Below are 12,857 nucleotides of genomic sequence, written 5' to 3' on the forward strand. Positions count from 1 at the left end.
AAAGTAGGAGTCGGAGATAAAGCGAAGTTTTGTCAGTCACTTGTAAGGTCAGCCAAGACGATCTGTGACTTTGGTGCAACGCTGGAGGTTTCTGGAATTGAGGCGGCAATAAAAGCGGCCACTCGACCGTCGATAAAATGAACGGAAGCGGATTAAAACAAAACCATCAAATGATCGCTTCGTTCTTGATGGAGAGTGGACACCGGTGAAACATCGAGCAGCCGTCATCGCCCGTCTCGGGCTCGCCCTCACTGCCACCGCGTGGGGCCTCGGCGGCATCGCCGCCCATGCCGGCTCCGCCGCGCAGCCCGGCCAGACCGTCGGCGTGCCGTTCGGTGCGCCGTTCCCGAAGGGCTTCTACGCCGTGAACCTCTCGAGCTTCGGCGTGCGCGAGACCTCGCCGCTCGATTCCGAGAGCAACATCAACCTGCCGACCCTGCTGTGGGCGACGCCCTTCTCCGTTCTCGGCGGGCAGGTGCAGTTCGTCTTCGTCGCGCCCATCGCCGCCTCTAGCGTGCGCGGCAACCCCTACAACAGCGGCTGGGGTCAGCCCCTGCTGGCGGGCCAGCTCGCCTGGGATCTCGGCGCCGGCGTCGGCGTCAGCTACCTTCTCGGCGGCTACCTTCCCTGGGACACCCGCTTCCTGACCCAGTCGCCCTCGCTGAGCCACCGCTTCGCGCTCACCTACGCGGCCAACGACTGGGCCATCACGGGCAACCTGCTTTACGGCCACATCCTGGAGCCGCGCTCGCCCAACGGCGTGCTCTATCCCGACTACCTCAACCTTGACCTCACCGTGACCAAGAAGTTCGGCAAGTGGCAGGTCGGCCCTGTGGCCTTCGGCTCGGTCGATCTCGCGACCAACGTCGTCGGCTACCGGCAGCAGGGGCAGATCGCGGTCGGCGGCCTCGTCGGCTACAATTTCGGCTTCATGAACGTGCAGAGCTACGTCACCCGCGACGTGGCCGAGCGCAATTACGGCGGCAAGGAAACCCGCGGCTGGCTGCGCATCATCGTCCCGTTCCTCCAGAACAAGGCCGAGGCCGAGCCGAACCGGACCCTCATCACCCGGCGTCAGGCCGACGGGCGCTGAGAGACGCCTCTCGCGCGCTGAACGCACGACCCGAAGCCGGCTCCGATGGCGCTCCGCCCTCGGGGTCGGCTATTTTGTTGCGCGCTGTCCGCGGCCGACGCGTCGGTGCCGTGCAACGCCTCGCCGATCCGGCCGGCGCATCGGGGCCGGATCGCAGGCGCTCTGCGGTCGGGCCCCCCCGCATGGCGGAAGTGAATTTTTCTTCAGAATTTTTGTTCTTTCATGAACAATAGAGCCTCGTCCGACGCTTGCCAGCGCGACCAAGGCGCCACACACTCGCCAGGGAAGAACCGGGGTCAACCCGGTCACATCCGCTCCCGCACCGCGGGCTGACGGTGCGGTCACCCTTGGGAGGAGACTTCATGACCGTTGCGCGTATCCTGGCAGAGAAAGGCGACTCGGTGGTCACGCTGCCGCCGCATCGCACCATCGACGAGGCGATCCACCTGCTGGCCGAAAAGCGGATCGGTGCCCTCGTGATCGGCGATGCCGAGGGCCGCGTGATCGGCATTCTGTCCGAGCGCGACGTGATGCGGGCCCTGGCCAGCGAAGGGGCCTCGGCCCTCGACCGCCCGATCTCGCATCACATGACCACGAAGGTCGTGACTTGCACCCGGCGCGCCAGCATCGAGGACGTGATGGAGACGATGACGGAAGGCCGCTTCCGCCACCTGCCGGTGGTGGAGGAAGGGCGTCTCGTCGGCGTCGTCTCGATCGGCGACGTGGTGAAGCGGCGCATCGCCACCGTCGAAGCCGAGCATCAGGCGATGCGCGACTACATCACGATGGCCTGACTTCAGGCCTGACTTCGGTTCGGGTCTCGCGCCTGCACCACCCGCGGCGGCCTCAACCGCGCGCCGCCGCGCTCTCGATCATGCGCCGGATCTCAGGCAGTGCCGCCCGCACCGCCTGCCGGCCGAGGGCGATGCCATCGGCCGCCCGGTGGAACTCGAACTGCCCGAACTCGGCGAGCAGCGGCCGGATCGCGACGTCCGGCGGTTCGCTCGCGAGCCGTGCCCGTGAGATCCGGTCCTGGGTAATGTTGAACGCGTCGAGCATGACGCGGGCGACGCCGGGGCTCGGCCGGCCGACGGAGGGCGGTGGCTCCGGTCTGCGGCGGCGGCCCATGAGGCGCCGGCTCGCGCCGCTGAGCAGGGCCCAACGGCCCCGGCGGCGCACGGTGGCCTCCAGCGTCTGCTCGATCGCCCGCTCGACCGGCTCGTCGGGAGCGTCGAACAGGGGATCGTCCCGCTCGGGACGGATCACCGTCGCGGGCGCGCGCGTCTCGCAGGCGAGGTTCACGCAGATGACGAGGTCGGCGCCGAGTTCGCGGGCGAGGCGCACGGGCACCGGATTCACCAGCGTCCCGTCCATCAGCAGGCGCCCCTCGAGCGCGACGGGTGGGAAGATACCGGGGATGGCGTAGGACGCCCGCACTGCCTCGACCACGGGACCGCGGGACAGCCACACCTCGTGGCCGGTACCGAGTTCGGTCGCCACGCTGGCGAAGGCGAGGCGCAGATCCTCGATGCGGAAACCGTCGAGTTCGCGTGCGAGGCGGCGGCGCAGGCGCTCGCCCGCGATCAGGCCGGATCCGGTGATGCGCGGGTCGAGCAGGCCGACCACCCGGCGCCGGGTGAGCGAGAGCGCGAACGCCTTGAGGGCACCGATGCGGCCCGCGGCGTAGGCCCCGCCGACGACGGCACCGATGGAGCAGCCCGCAACCACTTCGGGGAAGATCCCGGCCTCCTCCAATCCCTCGATCACGCCGATATGCGACCAGCCGCGGGCCGAGCCGCCGCCGAGGGCGAGACCGATGCGGGGGGAGCGGAAACGCGGCACCACCGGTTCCACGGTCCCGTCCGGAAAATGGGACACCGCGGAACGGGACGCCTCGATCCTCATCGATCCGGGTCGGCCGGAGCGAGGTTGACGGCGCCGCTCGCGGGGTCGCGCTCGACCACGCGGTAGAAGCAGGAGCGGCGGCCGGTATGGCAGCAGCCGCCGTCGCCGCCCACTTCGACCCGGATCAGGAGCGCGTCCTGATCGCAATCGACCCGCATCTCCACGACCCGTTGGATCTGCCCCGAGGTCGCGCCCTTGTGCCAGAGTTCACCGCGGGAGCGCGACCAGTACCACGCCTCGCCGGTCTCCAGGGTACGGGCCAGCGCCTCGGCGTTCATGTGCGCGAGCATCAGCACGCGCCCATCTCCCGCATCGACGGCGATGCAAGCCACGAGTCCGTCGGGGCCGAAGCGCGGCGTCAGCCTAGCGCCCTCCTCGACCTCGGCGCGGGTGCCGGGGGAAGCGAATGGTTCGGTCATGGTCGGAGGCTCGTGGGCCTCAACCCTTCTGGTTCCGAACGAAGGTCAGGAAGCGGACCTGCTCGGACGCATCGTTCTTGTAGACGCCGCGGAACTGCGTGGTGATGGTGGAAACGCCGGCCTTCTGCACGCCGCGCATCGCCATGCAGAGATGCTCGGCCTCGATCATCACGGCGCAGCCGCGGGGCTGAAGGATGCTCTCGATCGTGTCGGCGATCTGCGCCGTCATGGTCTCCTGCGTCTGCAGGCGACGGGCGAAGGCATCGACCACGCGGGCGAGCTTGGAGAGGCCGACCACGCCCTTGGTAGGGTAGTAGGCGATGTGGGCGAGCCCCATGAACGGCACCATGTGGTGCTCGCAATGGGAGTAGAACGGGATGTCGCGCACCAGCACGGCGTCGGAATAGCCTTCGACCTCCTCGAACACCCGCTCCAGCAGCGCGTCCGCGTCGGCGCGATAACCACCGAAGATCTGCTCGTAGGCCTTCACCACGCGGGCGGGGGTCTCGATCAGCCCTTCGCGGGTCGGGTCGTCGCCGGCCCAGCGCAGGAGCGTGCGCACGGCGGCCTCCGCCTCCTGCCGGCTCGGACGGCCGAGCGCCACCTCGTTCGGCACCCGCTGGGCCGATTCGGGCAGGGGCGCGATATCGGGGGTGATGTCGGGACGGCCCGGATCGTTGGCGCCGCGCATTCCTTGCAGGCCCACGGCACTCATGCGTCGTTCGTCGTCGCTCATGCCGTAGGACAGGGATTTGAGAGCGGCATCCATGGCATCTCCGGCCTTCGCCAAACGCGCCTTCAGGGTGGTGCTGTCGGGCTTGGCGTACATCGTCGATCCGTCCGGGCGTCTTAAACGTTCAAGTGCCGACGCCCTCGAACGATCCGAATCCTGGGCCAGGGCGTGACCGGGGTCGACGGTACCATTCTCGCGGAATGGCGGTGTCGCGCCTATATCGTCGCAATCGCGCCGTCGCGCAATGCATGGCATGCGTATCTGGCGCAACGAATCCTGCGACCTCACTCGAACAGGCGCCGCGAAAGGCGTGTCAGCGATGATCGACGACATTTATAACCGCCGCATCCTGGAATTGGCCGCCGATATTCCTCGCCTCGGCCGGTTGGCGACACCGGATGCCACCGCCACAGCCCATTCCAAGCTGTGCGGTTCGATCGTCACCGTCGATCTCAGTTTGGATGCGGACGGCGTCACGGTCGCCGACTTCGCCCACGACGTGAAAGCCTGCGCGCTCGGGCAGGCCTCCTCCTCGCTGATGGCCCGCCACGTCGTCGGCGCGACGGCCGAGGAGCTGCGCGCGGTGCGCGCCCGGATGCGGGCGATGCTGAAGGAGAACGGCCCCGCGCCGGAGGGCGAATGGGCCGATCTCGCCGTGCTGGAGCCGGTGCGCGACTTTCGTGCCCGTCACGCCTCCACGCTCCTGACCTTCGACGCCGTGGTGGACGCGCTCGACCAGATCGCCGCCCGCAAGGATTCCGGTAAGGGTGCTGGTTCGCCCGAGGCGGCCTGAGCCGCGTCCCGGACGGCAGGCACCGGTTTTTTGGACAGAGGACGATGCGACGAGAGGGAGCCGACAGCCGCGTGGTTCGCCGGGCGGCGCACGGAGCGATCCGCGCCTACCAGCTCACGCTGTCCGGGCTGATCGGCCGCCAGTGCCGGCATTGGCCGTCCTGCTCGGCCTATACCGACGAGGCGATCCAGCGGCACGGTCTCTGGGCCGGTGGATGGATCGGCTTTGCCCGCATCTGCCGCTGCGGCCCGTTCGGTACGCACGGCATCGATCTGGTTCCCGGACACCTGCCGGAGCGGGCCGCCTGGCACCGGCCCTGGTCCTATGGCCGCTGGCGCGGTGTCGAGGCGCCGCCGCCCCTGGTGTGCGAGGCGGTGGAAGAGCGCCGCTGACGGTTTCTCATCCCGAGTCTCGTCCGTAACGCGCCACCCCCTAGCCCCGAGCCGTGCGGCCCGCGGGGATACGGAGCCGGCGCCCCAGCCAATGCGCGCACGAAAAAGCCCCGGCCTTTCGGCCGGGGCTTTCTCTCGTTTCGGTCGCTGCGTCGTCGCTTAGCGGCGGTCGCCGAGCAGCGAGAGCAGGAACTGGAACATGTTGATGAAGTCCAGGTACAGCGTCAGGGCGCCGTTGACGGACATCTTGGCCGCACCCTCGGCATCGAGGCCGCTGTAGAGGTACATCTCCTTGAGCTTCTGCGTGTCGAAAGCGGTCAGGCCGGCGAAGATGAGGACGCCGAGCACCGAGATCGCGAACTGAAGCGCGGAAGAGGCCAGGAAGAGGTTCACCAGCGAGGCGATGATGATGCCGATCAGGCCCATCATCAGGAACGAGCCCATGCCCGACAGGCTGCGCTTCGTGGTGTAGCCGTAGAGGCTCAGGCCCGCGAAGGTCGCCGCCGTGATGAAGAACACCCGCACCACGCTGGCGCCCGTGAACACGAGCAGCAGGGTGGACATCGAGGCGCCCATCACCGCCGCGAAGGCCCAGAACATCATCCGTGCGGACGAGGCCGACATGCGGTCCATCCGGAACGAGAACACGAAGATGAAGGCGAGCGGCGCCAGCATCAGCACCCACTTGAAGGGGCTGGTGTAGAGGAACTGCCCGAACGGGGTCAGAGCGAGACGGCCGGCACCGGTCTGCGCGACGGCGGCCATGTTGAGGGCGAGCGCCACGAGACCCGAGATCCCGAGGCCGACGACCATGTTGTTGTAGACGCCCAGCATGAAGCTGCGCAGGCCCTGGTCGACTTCGACCTGAGAGCCGGCGTACCCCTGCGGCTGGGCGCCGGCACGGAACGGGCTGTTGTCGAATGCCATGAAAGTTTCCCTTGAAACCTCTCGGCGCGGAGTTGTGACGGGGTCCACGCGCGACCCCTGGCGCACCGGGCGCGCCTCATGCTCGAATATGTTCGCTTGAAGAACCATAAACAAGTGGGCCTTCAGCGCACGGCCGCGTTTTCAACCTTCCTGGATAACGAAGATTTTTGTTGTTCGAGCGGGATGAAAACCTTCGTTCAATCGTGACGATGCGTTTTCAGAACTGACGGAGATAGGCAGCCGGCTTCTGTCCCAGGATGCGCCATGTGCCGGTCAGGCCCACGGCCACCGCGAAGACCACCGCGAAGGCCGCGACCGCAAGCGCGCCCATGGGGTCGGGGGCGAAGTCGAGGCGCATCACCCGGGACACGATCACCCAACCCGCGGCCGAGCCGGCCAGGATGCCGAATAGCGCGGTGATGAGCCCGAGGGCGCCGTATTCCAGGGCGTAGGCCGAGAGCAGGCGCATCCGCGTGGCGCCGAGCACCTTCAGCACCACGGCGTCGTAAAGCCGGGCGCGGTGGCCGGCGGCGAGCGCCCCGGCCAGAACCAGCAGGCTCGCGAGCACCGCGACGACGCTGGCGCCGCGGATCGCCAGGACCAGCTTGTGCACGAGGTCGTTGACCGCATCGAGCGCGTCCTTCACCCGCACGCTCGTCACCGAGGGGAAGGCTTTCGCGGCATCGCGAACCACCTCCGCCTCCAGCTTCGGGTCGGGCCCGTTGGGCAGCGTCAGGGTCGCGAGGTCGGCATGCGGCGCGCCGCGGAAGGTGCCGGGGGAGAACACCATCACGAAGTTGATGCCGAGCGAGCGCCACTCGATCTTGCGCAGGTTGGCGACCCGCGCGGTGATCGGGCGGCCGAGCACGTTGACGGTCACGGTGCTGCCGACCTTGAGCCCGAGGGCGCGCGCCAGTTCGAGATCGAACGAGACCAGCGGCGTCCGGCCCTCGTCCGCGCTCCACCACGCGCCCTCGACGATCGACGAGCCGTCGGGTGGGGTCTCCGCGTAGGTGATGCCCCGGTCGCCGTCGAGCACCCAGGCGGCGTCCTCCGGCGGCTTGATCTGCCCGGCCGGTACGCCGTCCAGCGCCGTGATCCGTCCGCGCATCATCGGCACCCGTTCGATCTTGGCATCGGGCGCGCGGGCGCCGAGGAAGGCGGAGAAGGCGTCCGCCTCGCGCGAGGGCACGTCGAGGAAGAACAGGCTCGGGGCGCGGCCCGGCAGCGAGCTTTCGAGCGCGCGGGTGATGTTGCTGTCGATGGCGCTGAGCGTCACCAGCAGGGTCGTGCCGAGGCCGAGCGAGAGCACCACCGCCGGGGTCAGCGCGCCGGGGCGGTGGAGGTTGGCCAAGGCCATGCGCGGCACCATCCCCTTCGGCCGCGGCAGACGCGCGGCCAGCGCCATCAGCCCCGCGGCGACGAGGCGCAGGCCGCCGAAGGCGAGGGCGGCCGCCGCCATGAAGATCAGCGCGACCTTCCGGTCGAAGGCGGTGACGAGGGCAAGGCCCGCGAGCGCGAGCAGGGCGGCGGCGAGCACGGCGAGATAGCGCCAGCGCGGACGGCGCGCGGCCGGATCGACGGCATCGCGGAACAGCCCGGCCACGGAGACGTCGTGGGCGCGCCCGAGCGGCAGGATCGCGAAGGCGAGCGCCGTCAGCAACCCGTAGGCGGCGGCGAGCGCGAGGCGGGCCGGGGCGATCTCGGGGTTGAGCGGCAGCGGAAGCTGGTCGCGGAGTGCGATGTCGAGGAGGAACGGCAGGGCTGCGCCGACGGCGAGACCGAGCACGGTGCTGATCGCAGCGATCAGCATCACCTGGATCAGGTAGAGCGCGACCACCTGAGAGCCCGGCGCGCCGACGCTCTTGAGGGTGGCGATGGACGCCTGCTTGCCATCGACGAAGGCGCGCGCGGCATTCGCCACGCCGACCCCGCCGACGATGAGCGCGGTCAGCCCGACGAGCGTCAGGAATTGCGTGAAGCGCTCGATGCCCTTGGCGAAGCGCGGATCGGCGTTGTCGCGCGCGCGCATTTCGAAGCCGGCCTCGGGCAGCGCCTTCTGCACCGCCGCGTTGACGGCCGTCAGGCGCGCGTCGTCGGCACCGGGCATCTGCAGGCGGTAGGTGAAGCGGTTGAGGCTGCCGGGCTGGATCAGGCCGGTGGCGCGCAGCGCGCTGAGCGAGACGAGCAGGCGCGGCCCGAAGCCGATGCCGGAGCCGATCCGGTCGGGCTCGGAGACGAGGGCGGCGCGGATCTCGATGGGAAAGCCGCCGAGCGTCACCCGGTCGCCGGGTTTGAGCCCGAGCCGGGTCAGCAGCGCCGGATCGGCGGCCGCGCCGAAAACGCCGTCCCGTTCGGCGATGAGATCCTGCACCGGCGCCTGCGGGTCCGTCTCGACCGTGCCGACCGCCGGATAGCTCGGATCGACCGCCTTCAGCTCGACCAGGGCCGCGCCGCCATCGCCCGCCACCGCCATGGCGCGCAGGCTCGCCACCTCCGAGACCGGCGCCTGCCCCTCCAGCACGGCGCGCTCGGCCGGGGTCGCCTCGCGGTTGATCAGGCTGTAGGTGATGTCGCCGCCGAGAATCCGCCGGCCCTCGCGCCCGAGCCCGCCCGAGAGCGAGGCGGCAATCGAGGTGACGCCGCTGATCGCCGCGACGCCGAGCGCGATGCAGGCGATGAACACCCGGAAGCCGGAGAGCCCGCCGCGCAGCTCGCGCAAGGCCAGCCGGAGGGTCAGCGGCAGACGGGAGGCGGGGACCGGCTTCGAAGAATCCGGCTGGGACAACGTGCCGTGCATGCGGGCTCGAGCGTTTCGCCACCGGTCGGGCCGGCGGGGCCAATCTGGGCATTGACGCGGCGCACGCAACTGCTCGCACCGCCGCATCGGATGCATGCGAGCTCGGGCAGGGTCACGGCACCGTCACCGGAAGGTCGATCGTCACCCCTGTCCCGACCCCCTCCTCGCTGTCGATGGCGATCTGTCCGCGCAGGGTCGAGACGACGAGATTGTAGACGATGTGCAGGCCGAGTCCGGTGCTGCCCTTGTCGCGTCCGGTGGTGAAGAACGGGTCGAAGATCCGCTGCCGATTCTCCGGCGGGATGCCGCGTCCGTCGTCCCGCACCGTCATCCGGATCTGCGTGTCGCCGAGCCGGCTCACGTCGACGAGAAGCGTGCCGGTGCGGCCTTCGGGAAAGGCGTGGATCACGGCGTTCAGCGCGAGGTTGCTGACGACCTGCGCCAGCGCGCCCGGATAGGAATCGAGGAGGATGCCGTCGGGACAGGTGAGCCGAACCTCGTGGCCCTTGCGCCGCAGGATCGGATCGAGCGTGCTCATCAACTCGGTGAGCCAGGGGCGCATCTCGAAGCGGCGCCGGTCCTCCGTCGCCTGATCGACCGCGACCTGCTTGAAGTTCTGAACCAGATCGGCGGCCCGCGTCAGGTTGGCGAAGACCAGACCCGCGCCCTCGCTCAGCCGATCGACGCTCCGCGTCAGGTCGGACCGGCGGATCTGCCCCGAGGCGACGGTCCGACGCAGTTCGGCGAGGTCGTGGTCGAATGCGGTCGAGGTCGTCAGCGCGAGGCCGATGGGCGTGTTGATCTCGTGCGCCACGCCCGCCACGAGCTGGCCGAGTGCGGCGAGCTTCTCGGCCTGAACCAACTGCGCCTGGGCGGCGCGCAGTTCGGCCAGGGTCGCCTCCGAGCGCTCCTTCTCGACCTGCAGCTCCCCCGTGGTCCGGAACTGGCGCCGCGCGCGAAACTCCCGTGCCCCGACCCCGTAGAGCGAGAGCGCGTAGGCCGCGCCGATCTCGGCATTGTTCACGAGGGCTAAGCCGGGATTGTCGTGTGTCGCGATGGTCTCGAACAGGGCAAAGCAGGTCCAGGTCAGGGCGGCGAACACCCCGAACGAGGAGACCCGCAGCGGCAGCAGCGTCGAGACGAACAGGATCACCACGATCAGCCCCGCTGCGCCGTGATCGAAGCTCGGCCGCAGGAAGACGTAGATCAGGCTGAGCATGCAGCCCGGCACGACGCAGTAGACGAGGTAGATCCATTCCGCGAAAGGCCGGGCGTCCGGCCGGCTGAGCAGGAGGGTCGCCGGCACCAGGACCAGGACGGCGACGGCAAGCCGCAGCGCGGTGGCCATGGCCCAGGCATCGGGACTGAGAATCCAGTCCATGGCCGAGAACGAGCAGAAGACGAAAGCGCCCAGCACCATCGCGGCCTGCGTGCGGCCGAGATCGTCGAGCGTGAAGCTCCTCACGAACGACTGCTCCTCGTGGGGATCGTCGAAGCGAAGGCCGAGCTGAATCAGCAACTTGTGCATCGCGTCAGAGCTACACGCCGCGATGGGTCCGGGCGACGTGAAACGCGATCCGTCCCGCAGCTTTCCCCAGACCCTTCCAAGCACCGGCGCCAGCCGCTACACCGACAGCCCTTCGATCCCGCCGAGCATCGGAAAGCCAGCCGTGTCGTCCCTGCGCCTGGGCGTGAACATCGATCACGTCGCCACCGTCCGCAACGCCCGCGGCGGGTTCGCGCCCGATCCGGTGCGCGCCGCCCACGAGGCCGTGGCGGCGGGCGCCGACGGCATCACCGCGCATCTGCGCGAGGACCGCCGCCATATCCGCGATGCCGACATCGCGGCGTTGCGGAAGCTACCGGTGCCGCTCAACCTCGAGATGGCGGCGACCGACGAGATGGTCCGCATCGCGCTCGCCACGCAGCCGCACGCCGCCTGCCTCGTGCCGGAGAAGCGCGAGGAGCGCACCACCGAGGGCGGCCTCGACATCATCGCCGGCCGCGCGCATCTGGCCCCGCGCATCGCCACCCTGTCGGAGGCCGGCATCCGCGTCTCGCTGTTCGTCGAGCCCGACGAGGCGGTGATGGAGGCCGCCCACGCCCTCCAAGCGCCGGTGGTCGAGCTGCATACCGGCTCCTATTGCGAGGCGGTGATCGAGGGCGATCAGAAACGAATCGCGCACGAACTCGGCCGCATCGTGCGGGCCAGCGCGCATGGCGCCGGGCTCGGCCTCGAGATCCATGCCGGCCACGGCCTCACCGTGGAGAGCGTCGGCCCCGTGGCGGCGCTGCCGCAGATCCGCGAGCTGAACATCGGCCATGCCCTGATCGCCGAGGCGATCTTCGTCGGCCTGCGGCAGGCGGTTCACGACATGCGTGCGGCGATGGACCGGGCGCGGCGGAAGGCCGAACCGTGATCCTCGGCATCGGCACCGATCTCTGCGACATCCGCCGCATCGAGTCCTCGCTCGAACGCTTCGGCGACCGCTTTACCCACCGCGTCTTCACCGACGGCGAGCGGGGCAAGTGCGACCGGCGTGCCGCGCGCGGTCCGTCCTACGCCCGGCGCTTCGCCGCCAAGGAGGCCTGCGCCAAGGCGCTCGGCACCGGTATGAGCCAGGGCGTGTTCTGGCGCGACATGGAGGTGGTCAACCTGCCCAGCGGCCAGCCGACGCTCAACCTGACCGGTGGTGCGCGGGAACACCTCGCTCGCATGGTGCCGGCGGGGCACGAAGCGCGGCTCCACCTGACGTTGACCGACGAACCGCCCCTCGCGCAAGCCTTCGTGATCATCGAGGCGGTGCCGATCACGGCGACATCATAGGTTTGTAACCGCACATCCTCCGCGTTGCGGGGCGGCGCAGCATAGTCTAGACCCGCCGCCCAGCAGGACAGCACGGCCACCTGGGACGCGGCTGCCGATCTTACGGCGGGGCCGGAGGCTGTTTCAATCATGAGCATGGGACGCGCGCGCTTGGATCGCGAGGGCAAGACGGAGATCCGGACGGCCGAGCCCGGAACCTGGGCGAGCATCCGGGAAACCGTGAAGGTCGGCGTTCAGGCGCTGTTGATCGCACTGGTGGTGCGGACGCTGCTGTTCCAGCCGTTCAACATCCCCTCGGGCTCGCTGATTCCGACGCTGCTGATCGGCGACTACCTGTTCGTCTCGAAATACACCTACGGCTACTCGAAATACTCCCTGCCGCTCTCCGAGTACCTGCCGTTCCAGGCGAATGGCCGGGTCTGGGCCGCCGAGCCGAAGCGCGGCGACATCGCCGTGTTCAAGCTGCCGAAGGACAACGCGACCGACTACATCAAGCGCGTGATCGGCCTGCCCGGCGACAAGATCCAGGTGATCGAGGGCGTGCTCAACATCAACGGCAAGCCGGTCAAGCGCGAGCGCATCGCCGATTACGAGACCCTGGACGCCTTCGACCAGACGGTGAAGGTCGCGCAGTACAACGAGACGCTGCCGGGCGGCGTGACGCACCGGGTGATCGAGCGCGACGGCGACCGCGGCTTCTGGGACAACACCGAAGTCTACACGGTGCCGGCCGGTCACTTCTTCATGATGGGCGACAACCGCGACAACTCCACCGATTCGCGCGACCTCGCCAGCGTCGGCTACGTGCCGTTCGAGAACTTCGTCGGCCGTGCCGAGATGATCTTCTTCTCCATCGACGAGCGTACCCCCGCCTGGCAGATCTGGCGCTGGCCGTCGGACGTGCGCTGGAGCCGCATCTTCTCGACGATTCACTGACCTACTGACGAACGTGACAGCGACGGAACGAT

At 69.0% G+C, this 12,857-nt stretch carries 13 protein-coding genes; 7 read left to right on the top strand and 6 right to left on the bottom strand.

Annotated features, from left to right (window positions below; all coding sequences use genetic code 11):
* Nucleotides 1–205: 205 nt before the first annotated feature.
* Together OVA30_RS07585 and OVA30_RS07590 are read left to right on the top strand one after the other, a co-directional pair.
* Entirely contained in the window at nt 206–1,093 is an 888-nt protein-coding gene (locus OVA30_RS07585) for a transporter (protein ID WP_003603908.1), read from the top strand.
* Between the two features lie 362 nt (nt 1,094–1,455).
* Nucleotides 1,456–1,887, top strand: coding sequence for a CBS domain-containing protein (locus OVA30_RS07590; protein WP_056460937.1), 432 nt, complete (start codon nt 1,456–1,458; stop codon nt 1,885–1,887).
* 52 nt (nt 1,888–1,939) lie between these two features.
* Here OVA30_RS07590 and OVA30_RS07595 read toward each other — a convergent pair whose 3' ends face one another.
* From OVA30_RS07595 to folE, 3 genes are read right to left on the bottom strand one after another with little or no spacing between them, the layout of a single operon-like run.
* Entirely contained in the window at nt 1,940–2,998 is a 1,059-nt protein-coding gene (locus tag OVA30_RS07595; RefSeq protein WP_268175076.1) for a patatin-like phospholipase family protein, read from the bottom strand.
* Nucleotides 2,995–3,417, bottom strand: coding sequence for a phosphoribosyl-AMP cyclohydrolase (gene hisI, locus OVA30_RS07600; protein ID WP_268175077.1), 423 nt, complete (start codon nt 3,415–3,417; stop codon nt 2,995–2,997). The genes OVA30_RS07595 and hisI overlap by 4 nt, the downstream gene beginning before the upstream one ends.
* A gap of 19 nt (nt 3,418–3,436) precedes the next feature.
* On the bottom strand, nt 3,437–4,246 hold the full coding sequence (gene folE / locus OVA30_RS07605) for a GTP cyclohydrolase I FolE (protein WP_003603913.1): 810 nt from the start codon (nt 4,244–4,246) through the stop codon (nt 3,437–3,439).
* A gap of 223 nt (nt 4,247–4,469) precedes the next feature.
* On the opposite strand from folE, the gene OVA30_RS07610 reads away from it, so the two are divergent.
* Both OVA30_RS07610 and yidD read left to right on the top strand, forming a co-directional pair.
* A complete protein-coding gene (locus tag OVA30_RS07610) occupies nt 4,470–4,943 on the top strand; it encodes an iron-sulfur cluster assembly scaffold protein (protein ID WP_268175078.1) in 474 nt (157 codons plus the stop codon).
* A gap of 44 nt (nt 4,944–4,987) precedes the next feature.
* A complete protein-coding gene (yidD, locus tag OVA30_RS07615; protein ID WP_268175079.1) occupies nt 4,988–5,335 on the top strand; it encodes a membrane protein insertion efficiency factor YidD in 348 nt (115 codons plus the stop codon).
* 159 nt (nt 5,336–5,494) lie between these two features.
* Here the strand turns inward: yidD and OVA30_RS07620 are convergent, their stop codons facing one another.
* From OVA30_RS07620 to OVA30_RS07630, 3 genes are all read right to left on the bottom strand, one after another.
* Nucleotides 5,495–6,262, bottom strand: a complete 768-nt coding sequence (locus OVA30_RS07620) for a Bax inhibitor-1/YccA family protein (protein WP_003603916.1) — start codon at nt 6,260–6,262, stop codon at nt 5,495–5,497.
* A gap of 217 nt (nt 6,263–6,479) precedes the next feature.
* Nucleotides 6,480–9,062, bottom strand: coding sequence for an ABC transporter permease (locus OVA30_RS07625; protein WP_268175080.1), 2,583 nt, complete (start codon nt 9,060–9,062; stop codon nt 6,480–6,482).
* Nucleotides 9,063–9,174: 112 nt separating this feature from the next.
* Nucleotides 9,175–10,590, bottom strand: coding sequence for a sensor histidine kinase (locus OVA30_RS07630; protein ID WP_268175081.1), 1,416 nt, complete (start codon nt 10,588–10,590; stop codon nt 9,175–9,177).
* Between the two features lie 142 nt (nt 10,591–10,732).
* Here OVA30_RS07630 and OVA30_RS07635 point away from each other — a divergent pair, with 142 nt between their 5' ends.
* The 3 genes from OVA30_RS07635 (at nt 10,733) to lepB (ending at nt 12,825) form a co-directional block, all read left to right on the top strand.
* Nucleotides 10,733–11,482 carry a pyridoxine 5'-phosphate synthase gene (locus OVA30_RS07635; RefSeq protein ID WP_268175082.1) on the top strand — a complete coding sequence of 250 codons (750 nt, stop codon included), beginning with the start codon at nt 10,733–10,735 and terminating at the stop codon, nt 11,480–11,482.
* Entirely contained in the window at nt 11,479–11,889 is a 411-nt protein-coding gene (gene acpS / locus OVA30_RS07640; RefSeq protein WP_015822743.1) for a holo-ACP synthase, read from the top strand. The genes OVA30_RS07635 and acpS overlap by 4 nt, the downstream gene beginning before the upstream one ends.
* A 129-nt stretch (nt 11,890–12,018) precedes the next feature.
* The gene (gene lepB, locus OVA30_RS07645) at nt 12,019–12,825 is read left to right on the top strand and encodes a signal peptidase I (RefSeq protein ID WP_003598773.1); all 807 of its coding nucleotides are present in this window, start codon (nt 12,019–12,021) and stop codon (nt 12,823–12,825) included.
* Nucleotides 12,826–12,857: the final 32 nt, after the last annotated feature.

The sequence above is a fragment of the Methylorubrum sp. SL192 genome (assembly GCF_026672325.1).
Lineage (GTDB): Bacteria > Pseudomonadota > Alphaproteobacteria > Rhizobiales > Beijerinckiaceae > Methylobacterium > Methylobacterium extorquens.

Bases quoted from the DNA above. Each gene is read 5' to 3' on its own strand.
- OVA30_RS07590 (WP_056460937.1), top strand. From the start codon at position 1,456: ATGACCGTTGCGCGTATCCTGGCAGAGAAAGGCGACTCGGTGGTCACG.
- OVA30_RS07595 (WP_268175076.1), bottom strand. From the start codon at position 2,998: ATGAGGATCGAGGCGTCCCGTTCCGCGGTGTCCCATTTTCCGGACGGG.
- hisI (WP_268175077.1), bottom strand. From the start codon at position 3,417: ATGACCGAACCATTCGCTTCCCCCGGCACCCGCGCCGAGGTCGAGGAG.
- folE (WP_003603913.1), bottom strand. From the start codon at position 4,246: ATGTACGCCAAGCCCGACAGCACCACCCTGAAGGCGCGTTTGGCGAAG.
- OVA30_RS07610 (WP_268175078.1), top strand. From the start codon at position 4,470: ATGATCGACGACATTTATAACCGCCGCATCCTGGAATTGGCCGCCGAT.
- yidD (WP_268175079.1), top strand. From the start codon at position 4,988: ATGCGACGAGAGGGAGCCGACAGCCGCGTGGTTCGCCGGGCGGCGCAC.
- OVA30_RS07620 (WP_003603916.1), bottom strand. From the start codon at position 6,262: ATGGCATTCGACAACAGCCCGTTCCGTGCCGGCGCCCAGCCGCAGGGG.
- OVA30_RS07625 (WP_268175080.1), bottom strand. From the start codon at position 9,062: ATGCACGGCACGTTGTCCCAGCCGGATTCTTCGAAGCCGGTCCCCGCC.
- OVA30_RS07630 (WP_268175081.1), bottom strand. From the start codon at position 10,590: ATGCACAAGTTGCTGATTCAGCTCGGCCTTCGCTTCGACGATCCCCAC.
- lepB (WP_003598773.1), top strand. From the start codon at position 12,019: ATGAGCATGGGACGCGCGCGCTTGGATCGCGAGGGCAAGACGGAGATC.